Annotated in this window: 14 protein-coding genes, 1 tRNA gene and 2 pseudogenes; 7 read left to right on the top strand and 10 right to left on the bottom strand. The window is 71.5% G+C overall.

The annotated features are described in order from the left end of the window. Positions 1–117: 117 nt before the first annotated feature. The 3 genes from P3H78_RS08910 to P3H78_RS08900 all read right to left on the bottom strand — a co-directional run bounded on the left by P3H78_RS08910 (position 118) and on the right by P3H78_RS08900 (position 3,069). Entirely contained in the window at positions 118–1,674 is a 1,557-nt protein-coding gene (locus tag P3H78_RS08910) for a S1 family peptidase (RefSeq protein WP_276108288.1), read from the bottom strand. Positions 1,675–1,729: 55 nt separating this feature from the next. Then, complete coding sequence (locus P3H78_RS08905) at positions 1,730–2,233, bottom strand: hypothetical protein (protein WP_276108287.1); 504 nt, start codon at positions 2,231–2,233, stop codon at positions 1,730–1,732. A 620-nt stretch (positions 2,234–2,853) separates the two neighbouring features. Beyond that, positions 2,854–3,069, bottom strand: a complete 216-nt coding sequence (locus P3H78_RS08900) for a hypothetical protein (protein ID WP_276108286.1) — start codon at positions 3,067–3,069, stop codon at positions 2,854–2,856. A 1,071-nt stretch (positions 3,070–4,140) separates the two neighbouring features. Here P3H78_RS08900 and P3H78_RS08895 point away from each other — a divergent pair. Beyond that, a complete protein-coding gene (locus P3H78_RS08895) occupies positions 4,141–4,776 on the top strand; it encodes an IS5 family transposase (RefSeq protein WP_276108285.1) in 636 nt (211 codons plus the stop codon). Here the strand turns inward: P3H78_RS08895 and P3H78_RS08890 are convergent. Beyond that, positions 4,748–5,218, bottom strand: a complete 471-nt coding sequence (locus P3H78_RS08890; RefSeq protein WP_276108284.1) for a hypothetical protein — start codon at positions 5,216–5,218, stop codon at positions 4,748–4,750. The genes P3H78_RS08895 and P3H78_RS08890 overlap by 29 nt on opposite strands. A gap of 208 nt (positions 5,219–5,426) precedes the next feature. Here P3H78_RS08890 and P3H78_RS33375 point away from each other — a divergent pair. Then, positions 5,427–5,813, top strand: a pseudogene (locus tag P3H78_RS33375) (recombinase family protein); the annotation flags it as partial. Positions 5,814–6,585: 772 nt separating this feature from the next. On the opposite strand, the gene P3H78_RS08880 reads toward P3H78_RS33375, so the two are convergent. The 4 genes from P3H78_RS08880 to P3H78_RS08865 form a co-directional block, all read right to left on the bottom strand. Further along, positions 6,586–6,670 (bottom strand) — tRNA-Leu (locus tag P3H78_RS08880). Between the two features lie 227 nt (positions 6,671–6,897). Continuing rightward, a complete protein-coding gene (locus P3H78_RS08875) occupies positions 6,898–7,845 on the bottom strand; it encodes a beta-ketoacyl-ACP synthase III (protein ID WP_276108282.1) in 948 nt (315 codons plus the stop codon). Between the two features lie 192 nt (positions 7,846–8,037). Continuing rightward, complete coding sequence (locus P3H78_RS08870) at positions 8,038–8,175, bottom strand: MFS transporter small subunit (RefSeq protein WP_276108281.1); 138 nt, start codon at positions 8,173–8,175, stop codon at positions 8,038–8,040. After that, positions 8,144–9,475, bottom strand: a complete 1,332-nt coding sequence (locus P3H78_RS08865) for an OFA family MFS transporter (RefSeq protein ID WP_276108280.1) — start codon at positions 9,473–9,475, stop codon at positions 8,144–8,146. Before P3H78_RS08865 ends, P3H78_RS08870 begins: the two co-directional genes overlap by 32 nt. Positions 9,476–9,852: 377 nt before the next feature. On the opposite strand from P3H78_RS08865, the gene fdhD reads away from it, so the two are divergent. Continuing rightward, entirely contained in the window at positions 9,853–10,701 is an 849-nt protein-coding gene (fdhD, locus tag P3H78_RS08860; protein ID WP_276108279.1) for a formate dehydrogenase accessory sulfurtransferase FdhD, read from the top strand. A 52-nt stretch (positions 10,702–10,753) separates the two neighbouring features. Here fdhD and P3H78_RS08855 read toward each other — a convergent pair. After that, a pseudogene (locus P3H78_RS08855) lies at positions 10,754–11,279 on the bottom strand (isochorismatase family protein). A 96-nt stretch (positions 11,280–11,375) separates the two neighbouring features. Continuing rightward, positions 11,376–12,425, bottom strand: coding sequence for a bile acid:sodium symporter family protein (locus P3H78_RS08850; protein WP_276108330.1), 1,050 nt, complete (start codon positions 12,423–12,425; stop codon positions 11,376–11,378). Positions 12,426–12,670: 245 nt separating this feature from the next. On the opposite strand from P3H78_RS08850, the gene P3H78_RS08845 reads away from it, so the two are divergent. From P3H78_RS08845 to P3H78_RS08830, 4 genes are all read left to right on the top strand, one after another. After that, on the top strand, positions 12,671–13,534 hold the full coding sequence (locus P3H78_RS08845) for a LysR substrate-binding domain-containing protein (RefSeq protein WP_276108278.1): 864 nt from the start codon (positions 12,671–12,673) through the stop codon (positions 13,532–13,534). Positions 13,535–14,161: 627 nt separating this feature from the next. Beyond that, on the top strand, positions 14,162–15,988 hold the full coding sequence (locus tag P3H78_RS08840; protein ID WP_276108277.1) for an AMP-dependent synthetase/ligase: 1,827 nt from the start codon (positions 14,162–14,164) through the stop codon (positions 15,986–15,988). Positions 15,989–16,162: 174 nt separating this feature from the next. Continuing rightward, positions 16,163–16,999 (top strand): aldo/keto reductase, encoded by an 837-nt coding sequence (locus tag P3H78_RS08835; RefSeq protein ID WP_276108276.1) that lies wholly within the window; start codon positions 16,163–16,165, stop codon positions 16,997–16,999. Between the two features lie 317 nt (positions 17,000–17,316). Next, entirely contained in the window at positions 17,317–18,006 is a 690-nt protein-coding gene (locus P3H78_RS08830; RefSeq protein ID WP_276108275.1) for a glycoside hydrolase family 75 protein, read from the top strand. The last annotated feature ends 11 nt before the right edge of the window (positions 18,007–18,017 follow it).

Here is an 18,017-nt window from a genome sequence, read left to right as displayed (position 1 = left end):
GTTCGTGGTCACCTGACAGTCACGCCGGAGACGTCGGAGCAGGCGACGACTAGGGGGCGGCTCGACGGTCGTCCGCGAGCCGCCCCCTCGCCCGTAAAGTGGCCGTGTCCAAGTGGTTCAGTTGGCGGGTGCGAGCTGGATTTCGTCGTGGAGGCCCTTGGCGTCGACGCCGGTGAAGTAGCTGACGTGGCCGTCGTTCCAGCGGACGAGGATGTCGTTGGCGGTGGTGTTGGTACTGAAGGCGCCGACGGTGACCGCGGCTGCGTTGGTCCAGTACGACTTTTCGGGCCGGATCCTGATCTCACCGGGCAGGGCTTTGCCTGTCATGCCGGGGTAGATGGTGGTCTCTCCGTCGATCCAGCGCACCAGCACATCGTCGGTGGTCTTGCCGGTGAAGGAGCCGCTGGCGAGTTTCTCGGCGTAGGGCCAGGTGTTGTTCTTGGCGACCGTCTGGGTCTGCTTCTTCAGCCCGTTGACCGCCAGGTCACTGAAGACGGAGACGTGGCCGTCCTTCCAGGTGACCAGCAGGTCGTCGCGCAGGCCGTTCGCGGTGAACCGGCCCGCGGTCAGCTGCTGGGCGTCGTTCTGCCATTCGGCGGTGTGGGGCGGGGCGAGCTGCTTCTCGCCGTGGAAGCCCTTGGCGTCGACCGTGGTGTAGAGGGTCATCTCGCCGTCGGACCACCGCACCACGACTCCGTCGGTGCCGCCGCCGGTGTTGGTGCTGGTCACGTTGACGGCGTGGGTCCAGATGCTCTTCTCGGGCTGCAGTTGGTGTTCTGCGGCGAAGGGGCGCGCGGGGTCGTTGCCGTAGCCGCCCTGGTAGAGGGTGACCTTGCCGTCGTCCCAGACGACGATCAGGTCCATGTGACGGGTGCCGCCGGCCGAGTCGCCCGCGTAGTAGCCGGCCGTGATCTGCACGGCGTGCTTCCACGGTGCTGCCGCGAAGACGGGGGCGTAGGCGACCTGCTGGACCCAGGAGGACAGGTCGTCGACCCGGGCGGCCACCGCGCCCGTACGCGTCTCGGCGGGGTCGGTACCCAGGCAACCGCCCTGCCAGGACAGGCTGCTGACACCCACGACCGCTCCCGTGGTGCTCAGGACCGGACCACCGGTATCGCCCTTGCAGGTCGCCGCCCCGTCCGACTTTGCGGCCAGATCGAGAGTTGTGGCGGCGGTGTCCTGGACGGTGAAAGCAGCCACGTGGACCTGATCGGGCACCCACTCCTCGTGAGTACGTCCATAGCCCGCGGCCTGGACCTCGTCCCCGGCGGCAGGCGCGGCGCCAGTCACCGGGATCGGGGTGATACCACTGGCGGGCTTGGCCAGTTGGGCCATCACCACGTCACGGTCCGTGCGCGGCACCAGATTAACCACCTGCTGGGCGCTACCGCCGATGGTGGCGGTCGTCTTCAGCTTCGGCGCACCGGACGCGAGCGTGCCGCCCGAGGCGTCGGCGAAGCAGCTCGCGGCGGTCAGAAGCCACTGCGCGGCGACCAGGGTGGCTGAACAGCCGCGCTGGCCACCGACATCCAGGCGTGCGGTGGCGGCCGAGACCGTGGCAGAAGCCGTGGGGCCGGACACGGCACTGGCGGGTGTGGCGATCAGGGAGACGGCCAGCGATGTGGCGGCGATCAGGCCGCCGGTCCACGCGACGCGCGGACGAAAGCCAGACATGGAAAAGTTCCTTGCTGTCGTGCGAAAGCGGAGAGAGGGCGGGCAGACGTGCCGGTCAGCCGGTGACTCGGAGTTCCAGCAGCACGGCCGGGGAGCCGCCGGCGGCTCCCTCGCCCACGCTCTGGTAGGCGTTCTTGTCGACAGTCACCGTCTTGGTCGGCGCGGAGGGATCGGCCTGCGGCCGCAGATCGGCGCTGATCGGGTGGTCGGCGGTCTCCAGGGCGAACACCCGCGGGAGTTCGAGGGTGAGATACCCGGTCTTGGCGCTTGCCTTGAAGCAGTAGGCGCCCTGGGTGTCGCCGCTGGGCCCCTGCACGGTGAGGACCTTGATCTGCTGAGCGGAGTCGCCACATGTGGCGAGGGTGATGTGCCCGTCCCCCTTGATCAGCTTGATGCCCTGATCGTGCTGGATCTGATCCGCGTTCGGATACGCGTAGTCCTCCACCGCGGACGGCGGCGTGGCCCCGGTGGTTCCCCCTGTCGGCTGCGGGTCGGCGGACGCGAGCATCGGCGTGCCCGCCAGCGCCAGGACGGCAGCAACCCCCGCGACGGGAAGCATCCTGCGCATTTGAGGATTCACCCGAAGTCCTTTCCAGGCACGGGTGACGGCATGACGAAATAACATCTGCAGCCCCCATGCACAGATGTAAAGCAAAAATAAGTGGTCGATCAAGACCCTAAAACGGCGTCAGATCCGAAGGCAACGTGACCATCGTCATGCCCAGTTCACGGAACCTGTGCAGCAAATTCACAGTACGACCTGGGCATAACTCCACACACTTCGCACTCTACGACCAAGGCCGACGCGCGAGCCGTCGAGCTGCACTAGATGTCACCACGATAGTTTTAAGCTGCATATATTTAGCGAAGTCTTACCGTAAATTAGAGATGTGGAAGGAACGAGAGACATCCCTCGCTACCTCTCTCCTACTCAACACACGCTGGCGACACCGTTGCCGCTAGACCGTCCATGAGGCTCATTCCTCCGCGCCATGTCGTGAACGGTGCCTTCCCCCACGCTATCGGCGGGACGTGCACGCGAGGCGGCCGGACACCGCGGGAAGGAGGTGCCCGTGCCGTGTCGCCCCGCCGCCTGCAGGAGACACCACCGATACTCGCGGCTCTGGCCATCGCCCTGATTCCCGCTGCGGCGGCACCAGCCCAGGTGCCGGGCCGGTCTCAGTCCCAGGTTCTGGTGAACCAGGGGAAGTCATCGGGATTGCGCATCTGGGTGAGAGACCAGAGCAGGCCGATGCCGTCTTCGACGTCGCGCAGCCAGGGAACCGATGCAAGGAGTGCCGCCAGGTCGTCGGTGACCGCGGTGTCAAAGAGGGTGCCGAGGTCGGCGGGGATGGGGTCGTCGACGAGGCAGAGCCAGGCGAGGACCGCGCTCACGCGCACCTCCGCCGGCCGGGCGGGGTCCTGCCACCATTCGCTGGTGCGTGCAATCGTCGCGGGTTCGCCTTCTTCCCATGCCAGTTGGCCAATCGCCAGGACGAGACACGAGCGCACCACGGAGTCGTCCTCGCCCTGAAGCCCCGCGTGCAGGGCGGCCGGGTACCGGGAGGGCGGCCGCCAGGGCGTAGGCAGCGGCCGCGCGGACGGGCGTTTCGGGACTGCCGAGCAGAGAGAGCAACAGGTCCGTGTCCCCGGCGACGGCCCGCCGTGCGGCCTGAATCGCCCAGTTTCCCAGGTATCCGCTGGGTTCGAGGGAAACCCAGTCGGAGGGCTCGCCGACGCGCAGGAACCCGGTGCGGGAGCCGTCGCCGAAGTGGGGCCGGCGCGCGAGGGCCGCCACAAGGAGCAGAAGGGCCGCCCTGTGGCGGGGTTGCGTGAGGGCGGTGCGGATGAGGAAGGGGACTGCGAGGGCGCCGGGAGCGGAGGTGCCGCCCTGGTGGCAGATCCGGTTCCACAGCGTTTCCAGGGCCCGGTCGGCGCTCCGCACGTCGCCGCCCCGCATCTGCGTCAGCAGGCCGGGTACGTCATGGCCGGGGCCGTAGGAATGGTGGAACCGGGCCCACGGCACGGCGTCGCATCGCAGGCCGTCCTAGACCTCCACGGGCATCACGGCCACGACCGTACGCACGTCCTCGGGCGTGCCACCAAAGGTGTCCCAGGAGGAACACGGCGTGGGTCGCGCTGCTGGGCACTTGCTGGCTGGAGCTGCTGCTCGTGGAAGAGCGGAGCCTCACCTGTTCTGGATGCGCCGGGCTTCAGCCTCGAGTTCTGCCGACAGGGCGGGATCAGCAGGTCCGGCACCGCGCCCAAGACCTGTACGAGCCGCCCCGCCCAGGACCATCACGATCACGCGTACGCGAGTTGCGGAAGGCCCGGGGAGTGTCATGAATGACTTCGGCAACTCCAACATCCTCAGTAGAGTCAAGCTCAGACGCGCAGCCTGGGATCGGTCAGGAGTACGGCGTCAAGTGGGTCAATCTGCCCTGCGACTTCCCGTCGTACCGGCGGGTGCACGCGTTCGCCCGACGCTGGCAGGTGACGGGCCTGCTCACCGAACTCCACGACCGGCTGCGTGACAAGGTCCGCCAGAAGGAAGGCCGTTCGCCGGACCCGACGGCCGCCATCGTGGACTCGCAGTCGCTGCGGGCGGCGGCGAACATCCCGCGCTCGACGTCCGGGTGGGACGGCGGGAAGAAAGTGGGTGGCCGCAAGCGGCACCTGGTCGTGGACTGCCTCGGCCTGGTCCTGGCCGTCGCAGTGACCGCGGCGAGCGTGCAGGACCGCGACGCCGCCGTCCCGCTGCTCGAGCGGCTGCGCACCATGTACTTCTCCATCCGCCTCGTCTGGGCGGACGGCGGTTATGCCGGTCGGCTCGTCGACTGGGCGGCCGAGAAACTCCAGCTCGCCCTTGAGATCGTCAAACGCACCGACGACACCAGCGGGTTCGTGGTGCTGCCGCGCAGGTGGGTGGTGGAGCGCACTCTGAGCTGGCTGATGCGATCGCGCCGCCTGGTGCGCGACTACGAGACACTGCCCGCCATGCACGAGGCCATGGTGCTGTGGTCCATGACCATGCTCATGAACAGCCGCCTGGCCCGGCGCCGCCCCTGCGCCTTCAGCCGGCCGACGCCCCGAGCGGGGTGAACACCCCCGGCCACACCTGGAGCGCCCACCCCCGCTCCACCAGGCGTTTCGCCTTCGACCGCAGCCCCTCGACCATCGCTGGAACCGCCTGAAGGCCCAGGGCCACGGCCAGCTGCTGGCACCGCATACCCTCCCGGGCCGCATCCGACTCCAGCACGGACATGATCCGCTGGTAGTCCGGAGGCAGGACCGTCGCTGTCATGCCCTCGGTCCGTCTGGGCACCACCGACCCCGCCACCGCACTCACCACCGGCTCCGCGACCGCGACGGGCGGCTCGGCCAGCACCTCAGTCACCGTCACACGGGCATCCGCCAGACGCTGAAGTGCCCGTTCCACCTGGCCGAGGGCAGCCTCCACCCGCTCGGCCTCCTCCCACAGCCGTGCCACCCCTTCCCGGACCTTCTTTTCCCGGGCCTCCAACAGACCGAGCACCGACGGCACCAGCCACCTCCACAAACAGGACGAGCAGACGAACCACGCCCATCTCTCCCGCCACCAGCCGGAGTTTCATGCCCACCCAGCCCGAACCAAATGATCACGTTCGGAAAGCGGATGGCGTCTTAGGAACCAGGTGAGCTCACAAGCCCAGCTCCAGGGCCGCTACCTCGGAGGGCGACCGCCCTACGGCTACCGGATCGCCGACGCCGGCATGCACCCCAACCCCGCCAAGGCAGCCGCCGGACAGCAACTCCACAAACTCGAACCCGACCCCGCCACCGCACTCGTCGTCCTGCGCATCTTCACCATGTACGTCGACGGCATGAGCGACGAGGCCATCGCCCTCCGACTCAACCACGACGGCATCCCCTGCCCTTCCGCCCACGACGCCGCCCGCAACCCCCACCGGACGAAGAAGGCATGGCAGGCCGGTGCGGTCAGGGCGATCCTCCACAGCCCCCGCTACACCGGCCACGAGGTCTGGAACAAACAGCGCAAGGAAGAACGCCTCCTCGACATCGACGACGTCACACTCGGCCATCGCACCACCATGACCCACAACCCCAGCGACGAATGGATCTGGTGCAACGAACCGGCACACGACCCACTCATCACCAAGGAACTCTTCGAAGCCGCCCAGCGGGCCCGCAGACAACGCGCCCGCGCCTACCAGCGGCAAGAACGCCCCAACCGGCGAAGCGGTCGGCGGCCCTACGTCCTGCGAGGACGGGTGAGGTGCACTCTGTGCAGACGGAAGATGCAGCCCTCTGCGATCCGCGACCGCGTCTACTACCGATGCGAGTACGAGGAACAGGAAGCAGCCCTCTACCCCGGACTCGACCACCCGCGCACCATCAACCTGCGCGAAGACATCATCTGCCGGGCACTGGACGCATGGATCGCCCGGGCCTTCGACCCGGACCGGCTCACCGCCACCATCACCGCACTCAACCAGGCCGGCATCGCAGCGAGCGCAGCACAGACCCAAACTCCCGAGCAGGCTCAAACCCGCCAGGCGATCAAGGAATGCGAGCGACGCCTCGCCCGCTACCAAGCCGCCCTCGGCTCCGGAGCCGACCCCGCCGTCGTCACCCAGTGGATCAACGACGCGCAACGTGACAGGGAAGCGGCACAGAAGAAGCTTGACGCACTGCCCACCGTCACCCGGAAGAAGGAACCACCCCTCACCGCCGACCAGATCCGGGTGATCACTGACAGACTCGGAAACATCGCACAACGTGTCCAAGCCGCCGACGCCGAGGAGAGAGAGCCCCTTTACGACGCCCTGGGCGTCATGATCATGTACGACAACGCAACGAGGACCGCGACCGTTAGGTCGAGGCCCTCGATTCCGCATCGCTGTAAGCGAGTGTCCGAGGGGGGACTTGAACCCCCACGCCCGATAAAGGGCACTAGCACCTCAAGCTAGCGCGTCTGCCATTCCGCCACCCGGACCAGGTGTGCCGCCCGGCGAGGTGTTCCCCGCGGCGACGAGACAACAATACCAAGGTTTCGGGGCGCCCTTCACCTGCGTATCCGGGCCGTTGCCCGGGTGGGCACGGCCGGTGGGCGGGCGGAAGGTGCGCAGGTCACGGCAGGTGCCGGGGGTGTCACGCTGCGGAATGTCCGGCCACTGGCGGCACGCTCGCGGGCAGGCGGACCGCACGGCCGGGGCGGCGGTCTCAGGGGCAGCGCACGACCTGGCCGGCGTAGGAGAGATTGCCGCCGAAGCCGAACAGCAGGATCCGGTCGCCGGTCGACACCGCGCCCTGCTCGATGAGCTTGGACAGGGCCAGGGGGATGCTCGCGGCCGAGGTGTTGCCGGACTCGGAGACGTCGCGGGCGACGACCGCGTTGACGGCGCCGAGCTTCTCGGCGAGCGGCTCGATGATCCGCAGGTTGGCCTGGTGGAGCACGACCCCGGCGAGGTCCTCGGGCGTGACGCCCGCCCGCTCGCAGGCCTGCCGGGCCAGCGGCGGCAGCTGCGTGGTGGCCCAGCGGTAGACGCTCTGGCCCTCCTGCGCGAACCGCGGCGGGGTGCCCTCGATCCGCACCGCGTGGCCCATCTCCGGCACCGATCCCCACAGCACCGGCCCGAGGCCGGGCTCCTCCCCCGGCGCGCACGCCTCGACCACGGCCGCCCCGGCGCCGTCGCCGACGAGCACGCAGGTGGTGCGGTCGCTCCAGTCGGTGACCTCGGACATCTTGTCCGCGCCGATGACCAGGGCGCGGGCCGCGGCACCGGCGCGCACGGTGTGGTCGGCGGTGGCCAGGGCGTGGGTGAACCCGGCGCACACCACGTTGACGTCCATCGCGGCCGGCCGGGGCACGCCGAGCCGGGCGGCGACGCGGGCGGCGGTGTTCGGGGAGCGGTCGACGGCGGTGGAGGTGGCGACCAGGACCAGGTCGATGTCGCCGGGCGTGAGGCCGGCCGCCGCGAGGGCCTTGGCGGCGGCGTGCGCGGCGAGCTCGTCGACCGGCTCGTCGGGTCCGGCGATGTGCCGGGTCCGGATGCCCACCCGGGACCTGATCCACGCGTCACTGGTGTCGACGATGCCCGCCAGGTCCTCGTTGGTAAGCACCCTGGCGGGCTGGTAATGGCCGACGGCGGCGATGCGCGAGCCGTTCATGGGATCCCCCTCGGTGCCGTGGGTAGCGGGATCCACCAGTCTGTTCGGTGACTCACGGGTACGGCCGCAGGCGAAGCCACAGGAAACGGGCGTCCGACTTGTCGGCTTCCGTCATGCCGCCGGCTCGTGCGCCCCCCTCGGGGGTCCGGCCGCCCCCCGGTGACCGGCCGGACCCCCGAGGGGCCGGCCGCGTCACCCGGTGAAGAGCTGCGTCGCCTTCCGCACCAGCTCGTAGAGGCCGTAGGCGAGGGGCGCCCCCACCCACAGCCAGGCGAGGACGGTCAGGGCGACCCTGCGGTCAGGCGGACTCTGGCTGCTGTCGTGCGTCATCGGGGGCCCTCCCGGGGGCGGGGACGTGGTGGCGGGGGTGGACGGGCCGGATGAACTCGTTCGCCGCGAGGCCGACCACGAGCAGCCCGATCATGATGGCGAACGACAGCCCGTACAGGGACGCGCCGTGCCGGCCGGCCGCCTTCTGGTGGTCGGCGATCCGGTTGACGATCAGCGGGCCGAGTACGCCGGCCGTGGACCAGGCGGTCAGCAGGCGGCCGTGGATGGCGCCGACCTGATGGGTGCCGAAGAGGTCCTTCAGATAGGCGGGGACGGTGGCGAAACCGCCGCCGTAGAAGGAGAGGATCACCAGCGCGCACACCACGAACAGGGGTTTCGAGCCGTCGCCGAAGAGCGCGATGAGCAGGTACATCAGCGCCCCGGCCCCCAGGTAGAGGCGGTAGATGTTCTTGCGTCCGACGAGGTCGGAGGCCGAGGACCAGCCGATGCGCCCGGCCATGTTGGCGGCCGAGAGCAGGGCGACGAAGCCGGCCGCGGCGGAGGCGGAGACAGGGGTGGAGGAGGTCCTGAAGAAGTCCGTGATCATCGGGGCGGCCTTCTCCAGGATGCCGATGCCCGCGGTCACGTTCGTGCACAGCACGACCCACAGGCACCAGAACTGCGGGGTCCGCACGGCACTGCGGGCGGAGACCCGCACGCCCTCGACGGCGCCGGGAACGCCGGGCACGGGCCGCTCGCCGCTCGGCACCCGCACCAGGAACACGCCGAGCGACATGAAGACCGCGTACGACAGTCCGTGGACGAGGAACGCCAGCGCGATCCCGGTGGAGTCGGTGCCGAAGGACGCCAGCATCTGCGCCGACCAGGGCGAGGCGATGAGCGCGCCGCCGCCGAAGCCCATGATGGCGATCCCGGTGGCGGTGCCGGGCCGGTCCGGGAACCACTTGATCAGGGTCGAGACCGGCGAGATGTAGCCGATACCGAGTCCGGTGCCGCCGACCGCGCCGTAGCCGAGGACGATCAGCCAGAACTGGCCGGTGTACGCGCCGAGCGCGGAGATCAGGAAGCCGGAGCAGAAGCACACGAGGGCCACGGTCATGGCCCACCGCGGCCCCCTGCGCTCGACGAGCGTGCCGCCGAACGCGGCCGACAGGCCGAGCATCACGATGGCGCACTGGAAGGGCAGCGCGCTCTCGGTGCCGTTCAGGTGCAGGGCGGACTCGAGGGGCGGCTTGAAGACGCTCCAGGCGTAGGCCTGGCCGATGGCGAGATGGACGGAGAGGGCGGCGGGCGGGACCAGCCGGCGGCTCCATCCCGGGGGTGCGACCGGTGGGCTCATGATCCGGAACCGTAGGCACCGGCCGGGGAGTTGGGAAGGACTCGGGGCGGCCGGGTGCGACGAGCGGTATGCAGCGCGCGACGAACGGTCGCCCTCCCGCGGGTGCGCGTCGCCCCGTGCCGTGAGGGGACGGCGCCCGCGGCGGCGCCGTCCCGCCCGGACGCTCCCCCCGACGGACCGGCGGACCGGCGGACCGGCGGACCGACGGACCGGCGGACCGGCGGACCGGCGGACGCGGGCCGTCGTGGATTCCGTGCGTGCAGGACAATGGCACGGTGCAGGCCGTCCGCCGCGCGCGGGCACGAGGACGGGGGCACGCGTTGCGCCGAGGGCCGGGGCGGCGACCCGTACGGACAGGAACCGGGGCTGATCACGACATGGGACGAGTCACGGAACGACGCAAGGTCGTCCGGATCCGGGACGGGGCGGTCTCCTCGCGCCCGGACACGCTGGTCGCCGAGGAGCCGCTGGAGATCCGGCTGAACGGCAGGCCGCTGGCGATCACCATGCGCACCCCCGGCGACGACTTCGCGCTGGCCGCCGGCTTCCTGGTGAGCGAGGGCGTGCTGGCGGCCGCACCGGACCTGGTCAACATCGTCTACTGCGCCGGTGCGACCGAGGACGGCTCCAACACGTACAACGTCGTCGACGTGCGGACGGCCCCCTCGGTCGTCCTCCCGGACATCACGCTGGAGCGCAACGTCTACACCACGTCCTCGTGCGGTCTGTGCGGCAAGGCGAGCCTGGACGCGGTCCGTACGACGGCCCGCTGGCCGATCGCCGACACGCCCCCGGTCCGGATCTCCCCGGATCTCCTCGCGCGGCTCCCCGACCGGCTGCGCGCGGCGCAGCGGGTCTTCGACCGGACCGGCGGGCTGCACGCGGCGGCCCTGTTCACCGCGGACGGCGAGCTCGTGGACGTACGGGAGGACGTGGGCCGGCACAACGCCGTCGACAAGCTGGTCGGACGCGCCCTGCAGAGCGGCGACCTGCCCCTGTCCCGGTCGGTGCTGCTGGTGTCGGGCCGGGCCTCCTTCGAGCTGGCGCAGAAGGCGGTCATGGCGGGCATCCCGGTGCTGGCGGCGGTGTCCGCGCCCTCCTCGCTCGCGGTGGACCTGGCGGCGGAGACCGGGCTGACCCTGGTGGGTTTCCTGCGCGGCAGTTCCATGAACGTGTACGCGGGCGAGGACCGGGTCGCCCTGCCGGCCGCCGCCGCCCGGGACTGAACCACTCCGCCGGCGCTCCCCCCGGGCCGGGCCGCCCCGGAGCCGTGCCGCTTCAGCAGGTCTTGAAGCGGAGGCCCGCGACGCGGGCGGCCGTGCCCAGCCGGGGGAAGTCGAGGCCGGCGGACGCCTCGTGCTCGGCGGCAGTGAAGGCGGCCATGGCGTCCTCGGCGAAGACCAGTTCGCAGCCGAGGTCGGCGGCGGCGCGTGCGGTGGACTCCACACCGAGGTTCGTGGCGATGCCACCGAACACGCGGGTGGAGACGCCGTGTTCACCCAGCCACCGGTCGAGCCCGGTGCCGCGGAAGGCACCGAGGGTCCTTGACGATCTCGAGGTCGCCGTCGCGGCGCAGTCCGGCGACGAGCCCGCTGCCGGGCGGCTGCTCGGCGGCACCGGGGCGTTCGACCCGGACCGGCACCACGGGCGCCCCGGCCGTACGGAAGCGGTCCGCCGGCGTCTGCGCCGCGGCGAGGACGCCGGTGCCCGGCCGGGGTCGCAGCGGCAGGGCGACGGTGCGGTCCGTCAGGTCGACGAGGTAGAGGGCGCGGCGCGCCGGATCGAGGGCGTCAGGCGCGGTCAGGACGGAACGTTGGCCGCCGCGACCTCTCCGTACCGGGAATCGGGTCAACGGGGCCGGGAGCCGGGCCCGTTCGGCCCGTGCGGCACGGGCCGCCGGTCACCGCGGGCGCGGGCCCGCGGCGGCGTCCTCGTCGTGTGCGCCGCGTACGTCGTCCACGTCGCGCGCCTCTCCCGCGCCGGACTCCTGGTGCACGTCGGGCGCCTCCTGTGCGTCGCGGGCCCGGCGCTTGGCGATCACCGCGCACACCATGAGCTGCATCTGGTGGAAGAGCATCAGCGGCAGGACCGCGAGCGAGGCGTGGGCGCCGAACAGCACGCTGGCCATGGGCAGTCCCGAGGCCAGCGACTTCTTGGACCCGGCGAACTGGATGGCGATCCGGTCGCCCCGGCCGAAGCGCAGCGCCCGTGCCCCGTACCAGGTCAGGGCGAGCATCACCCCGAGCAGCACCGCCTCCACGGCGAGGAGCGCGCCGAGCCGGGCCGGGCTGACCTGGTGCCAGATGCCGCGCACCATGCCCTCGCTGAAGGCGGTGTAGACGACCAGCAGGATCGAGCCGCGGTCGACCAGTCCGAGCACCTTCCTGTGCCGGGCTACGAAGCCGCCGATCCAGCGGCGCAGCACCTGCCCGGCGAGGAACGGCACGAGCAGCTGCAGGACGATCGTGACGAGCGAGTGCGCGGAGAAGCCGCCGCCGCTGCCGCCGAGCAGCACGGCGGCGAGCAGCGGGGTGAGCACGATGCCCACCAGGGACGAGAAGGACCCGGCGCAGATCGCGGCGGGCACGTTGCCGCGGGCGATCGAGGTGAACGCGATCGACGACTGGATGGTGGACGGGACGAGTGCGAGGAAGAGCAGCCCCTGGTAGAGCGGCTGGGTCAGCACCATCGGGACCAGGCCGCGGGCGGCCAGGCCGAGCACCGGGAAGACCACGAAGGTGCAGGCGAGCACCGTGACGTGGAGCCGCCAGTGGCGCAGCCCGTCGAGCGCCTCACGGGTGGAGAGCCGGGCGCCGTAGAGGAAGAACAGGAAGGCGATCGCGGCGGTGGAGGCGCCGGAGGCCACGTCGGCGGCCGCCCCGCGGGCCGGGAACAGCGCCGCGAGGCCGACCGTCCCGATCAGCAGCAGGATGTACGGGTCGATCGGCATCCAGCTCGGCCAGCGCAGGCGACTCACGGTGCTCCACTTGCTCGGTTCGCTCGTAACTCGTTGTGCTCGTACTCGGCGTGCTCGTACCCGGATCGTTCGTGCTCACGGCGGCCGGGCAGCCGGACGGAGGGACCCCGGGGGCCGGCGCGGCCACGCGTCCCCGGCCCATGCTCCCCCGTCGGGCAGCGATCGGGAAAGCGTCATACCACTCTCACTGTCATCACGTATCGCGATAACCTGGGCTCGTGTACGACCCCGCCCAGCTGCGGACCTTCCTGGCCGTGGCGCAGACGCTGAGCTTCACGCAGGCCGCGCGGCGGCTCGGGCTGCGCCAGTCCACGGTCAGCCAGCACGTGCGCCGGCTGGAGGACGCGACCGGGCGGCCGCTGTTCGCACGGGACACCCATTCGGTGGAGCTGACCGAGGACGGCGAGGCGATGCTGGGCTTCGCCCGCCGGATCCTTCAGGTGCACGAGCAGGCGGCGGCCTTCTTCACCGGGACGCGGGTGCGCGGGCGGCTGCGGTTCGGCGCGTCGGAGGACTTCGTGCTGACCCGGCTGCCGGAGATCCTGGAGGGCTTCCGCTCGGCGCACCCCGAGGTGGACCTGGAGCTGACGGTGGAGCTGTCCGGCACCCTGCACGAGCAGCTCGCCGCCGGGCGCCTGGACCTGGTCCTGGCCAAGCGGCGGCCGGAGGACCCGCGCGGGGAGCTGGTCTGGCACGACCGGCTGGTGTGGATCGGCGCCGAGCGGCTGCGGCTGGATCCCGACCGGCCGGTGCCGCTGATCGTCTACCCTCCGCCGGGCATCACCCGGGCGCTGGCCATGGAGGCCCTGGAGCGGCAGGGGCGGGCCTGGCGCGTCGCCTGCACCAGCGGCAGCCTGAACGGCCTCGTCGCGGCCGCACGGGCGGGCCTGGGCGTGATGGCGCACTCCCACGGGCTCGTCCCGCCCGGCCTGGTCCGGATGCCGGAGCGGATGGGGCTGCCGGAGCTGGGGCGGGTCGACTTCGTGCTGGTGCACGGCCGGCGGCGGCCCTCCGCCCAGCACGCGGCGGACGCCCTGGCCGCGGCGATCCTCACCGGCGGCGACCGCCTCCACCGCGGCTGACACCCCGCCCGGGCCCGGCCGCCCCCGGCGGTCCGGACGGGCACGATCGGCCGACGGGCTCGCACTGCCGTGCCGCCCGGCCCCCGGCACGCCCCGGTCCCCCGGCGTCCGGCCGAGCGCGGCGGAGACGGCCGGTCCGGCCCGTCACGGCCGACGGCTCCGCACCACCCGAAGCCCCACACGGCCCGGCCACCATGCCGCCCGGACCCGATGCTCCACCGGCGTCCCGGCGACCGACGGGCCGACCCCGTCCCCGCCCCCGCCCCCGTCGTGCCCCGGCCCCAGTGCGCACGCCGTCACGCCCGCGGGGTCGGGCCCCACCGGCGCCGCGCCGCAGCCCTGCGGCCCCCGAATGCACCGCCGCGGACCCCCGCCGCGGCCGGGCGGGGCTCCGCGCGGGGGCGGAACGGCCGTAGTCGCGTCGTACAGATTCGGTGGAGATTGCGGCACCGAAACTTACTGAACCGTAAGGATTTCTGTCCGACCCTTACCCATGTGAGGGCATTTTCCGTCACTGACCAGCGCATACCCGAGCACTGCCCGCCTTCGTCCCCCCTCCCGCCCCGTCCGGCAGTGGGGTAGCTTTCACGGCGCTGTGCGGAGCGTCACAAAGAGCGGGAGCGGGGTTTGCGCGAGTTCACCAGCCCTCCGTCCACCTTGGCACCGCCGGTGGGCGGACTGGCAGATGTCGTGTTCCAGCGTGCCCTGGACGATCCCCTGCACGTCGTGCTCGGCCGCAAGGACGAGTCCGGCGAGTGGCGGGACGTCACGGCCGCGGAGTTCCGGGACGAGGTCCTCGCCCTGGCCAAGGGCCTCCTGGCCCGGGGCGTCCGCTTCGGCGACCGGGTCGCGATCATGTCGCGCACCCGCTACGAGTGGACGCTGTTCGACTTCGCGCTGTGGACGATCGGTGCCCAGGTGGTGCCGGTCTACCCCACGTCGTCGGCGGAGCAGTGCTTCTGGATGCTGTACGACGCCGAGGTGTCCGCGGCGATCGTCGAGCAGGAGGACCACGCGATGACGATCGCCACCGTCATCGACCGGCTGCCGCAGCTGCGCCAGCTGTGGCAGCTGGACGCGGGCGCCGTGCAGGAGCTGTACGACGCGGGCGGCCACATCGACGACCAGGTGGTGCACCGGCACCGCGAGGCGGTCACCCCCGAGTCGATCGCGACGATCATCTACACGTCGGGCACCACCGGCCGCCCCAAGGGCTGCGTGCTGTCCCACGCCAACTTCATGTACGAGGCCGACACGGTCATGGACGGCTGGGAGCCGGTGTTCCACTCCAAGCGGAACGACCAGGCGGCCACGCTGCTCTTCCTGCCGCTCGCGCACGTCTTCGGGCGGATGGTGGAGGTCGCCACCATCCGCGCCGGGGTGCGCCTCGGCCACCAGCCGCAGCTGAACGCGGCCGCGCTCCTGCCCGACCTGCAGGCGTTCAAGCCCACGTTCATCCTCGCGGTGCCGTACATCTTCGAGAAGGTGTTCAACGCCTCCCGGCGCAAGGCGGAGAAGGAGGGCAAGTCCGGGCCCTTCGAGAAGGCCGTCGACGTGGCCGTGAAGTACGCGGACGCGGTGGAGGCGAAGGCGTGGGGCGTCGGGCCCGGCCCGACGGCGGGACTGCGCATGCAGCACCAGCTCTTCGACAAGCTCGTGTACGCCAAGGTGCGCGCGGCACTCGGCGGCCGGCTGCGCAACGCGATGTCGGGCGGCTCCGCGATGGACCGCCGGCTCGGCCTGTTCTTCGCCGGCGCCGGCGTGCAGATCTACGAGGGCTACGGCCTGACCGAGTCCACGGCGGCCGCCACCGCCAACCCGCCGCGGCGCACCCGCTACGGCACCGTCGGGCAGCCCATCCCCGGGGTCACCGTGCACATCGCCGACGACGGCGAGGTCTGGCTGCACGGCGGCAACGTCTTCCAGGGCTACCTCAACAACCAGAAGGCCACCGACGGCACCCTGCACGACGGATGGCTGGCCACCGGCGACCTCGGCTCCCTCGACGAGGACGGCTACCTCACGATCACCGGCCGCAAGAAGGAGATCCTGGTGACCTCCGGCGGCAAGAGCGTGGCGCCTGGCGTGCTGGAGGAGCGGGTCCGCGACCATCCGCTGGTGTCGCAGTGCATCGTCGTCGGCAACGACCGGCCCTTCATCGCGGCGCTGGTCACCCTGGACCAGGAGGCGGTGGAGCACTGGCTGCAGATGCGCGGCAAGCCCCCGCTGTCGTCCGCCCAGCTGGTGCGCGACTCCGACCTGGAGACCGAGGTCAGACGGGCGGTCGTCGCCGCCAACACCCTGGTCTCGCAGGCCGAGTCGATCCGGACCTTCCGCATCCTGGGCCAGCCGTTCACCGAGGAGCACGGGCTGCTCACCCCGTCGCTGAAGCTGAAGCGCAAGGCCATCGAGAACGCGTACGCCAACGAGGTGGACGCGCTGTACCGGGCGTGACCCGGCCGGACGGCGCGCCGGATCCGGGGCGCCGGCCGGCCGGCCCCCCGAAGGGCGCGCCGTCCCGGTCGCCCCGCGCGGAGCGGCCGGAGCGGCCGGTCAGGAATGCACGGGGACCCGTGATCGTTGACGATGGTGAGTACCACCTGACGACAACCGAAGGATCAAGAGCTCGTGAGCAGCAAGGTCCCCCCGATCAACCTCAACAACGGCGTCGCGATGCCCCAGCTGGGCTTCGGTGTCTGGCAGGTGCCGGACGACGAGGCGGAGCGGGCCGTCGCCACCGCTCTGGAGGCCGGGTACCGCAGCATCGACACAGCGGCGATCTACGGCAACGAGGAGGGCACCGGCAGGGCCGTCGCCGCCTCCGGCCTTCCCCGTGAGGACCTCTTCGTCACCACCAAGCTGTGGAACAGCGACCAGGGGTACGACGCCACGCTGCGCGCCTTCGACACCTCGATGCGGAAGCTGGGCCTGGACTACCTGGACCTCTACCTGATCCACTGGCCGGTGCCGGCCAAGGGGACGTACCTGGACACCTACCGGGCGTTCGAGAAGCTCCACGCCGACGGCCGGGTCCGCGCGATCGGCGTGTCGAACTTCCTGCCCGAGCACCTGGAGCGGCTGATCGCGGAGACCGCGATCGTCCCGGCGGTCAACCAGATCGAGCTGCACCCGCACCTCCAGCAGCACGCGGCCCGCGCCTTCCACGCGCGGCACGCCATCGCCACCGAGGCCTGGTCCCCGCTGGGCCAGGGCAAGGGGCTGCTGGAGGTTCCGGCGATCGTGGCGATCGCCCAGAAGCACAACCGCACCCCGGCCCAGATCGTGCTGCGCTGGCACCTCCAGCTCGGCACCGTCGTGATCCCGAAGTCCGTGACGCCCTCCCGGATCAGGGAGAACATCGACGTGTTCGACTTCAGCCTGGACGACGAGGACCTCGCGGCCATCAGCGCGCTGAACGAGGACCGGCGTCTGGGCCCGGACCCGGCGACGTTCGACATGGGCTGACGGGTCCGTCCCGGGCCGCCGCCCGCCGCGGCGGCCCGCACCGGCCGTCCGCCGACGGCCTGCCGTGCCCCACGGGCGCCCCGGACCGCCGCTTTCCCGCGGTGGCCCGGGGCGTCTCCGTGTGCGGCTCCGGGCCTGCACCGGCGGGCCGGCCGGTGCAGGCCCGGGCGGGCGACTCCGCGGGCGCGGGGCCGGGTCACGCTTGACGAGGCCATACGGACGGGCCACGTTGGTGCGCGATCGGTAAGGGCTTGTCCCGTTTCCCGTCCTGTGCGGAACCCCCGGAAACCTTCCTGGCAGAAAGGCCCCGACGCACCGTGCGCATGCGCATCCTGATCCTCGCCGTGGCCTCCGGCGCCGCCCTGCTCGCCGCGGTCGCGCTGCCCGCGAGCGCCCTGCCCGTCCCCGCGCCCGCGTGGGAGGGCTCGGTCTCCGCGGCGGATCTGCTGGCCCGGACGGCGTCCTGCCGGCAGGTCTCGAACGGTGCGTACCGCACGGACGAAGGGGCGCCGGCCACCGTCCCCGTGTGCGGCGCCAACGGCGCGGTGTTCTTCAGGGCCGACCTGGACATCGACTGCGACGGGCAGAGCACCGTGCACTGCAACCGGAGCAGCGACCCCTGGTTCCTGGGCGACACCGCCTTCCACCAGTCCGACGGCAGGCCGCCGGCCGCGGAGTCCCTGCCGTACGTCGTGGTCCCGGGCCCGAGCGGCATCTGGGACCACGCCGGCGCGGGCATCCGGGGCGGCGGCGTGGCCGCCGTCGTCCACGGCGACCGGGTCGAGTACGCGGTGGTGGGCGACACCGGTCCCACCGGCATCATCGGCGAGGCCTCGTACGCCACCGCCGAGGCCCTCGGCATCGACCCCGACCCGGTGTCCGGCGGCATCGGGTCGGGCGTGACCTACCTGCTGTTCGAGGACGCGCAGGTGTCGCCGATCGAGAGCCACGAGGCGGCGGTGGCACTGGGCGAGCGGCTGGCCCGCCAGTTCCTCGCGGACAACTGACCCGCGAGGCG

The sequence above is a fragment of the Streptomyces tropicalis genome (assembly GCF_029269835.1).
Taxonomy (GTDB): Bacteria; Actinomycetota; Actinomycetes; order Streptomycetales; family Streptomycetaceae; genus Streptomyces; species Streptomyces tropicalis.
The sequence above is the reverse complement of the archived record's forward strand: the minus strand, read 5'-3'. Positions and strand labels throughout refer to the sequence as shown.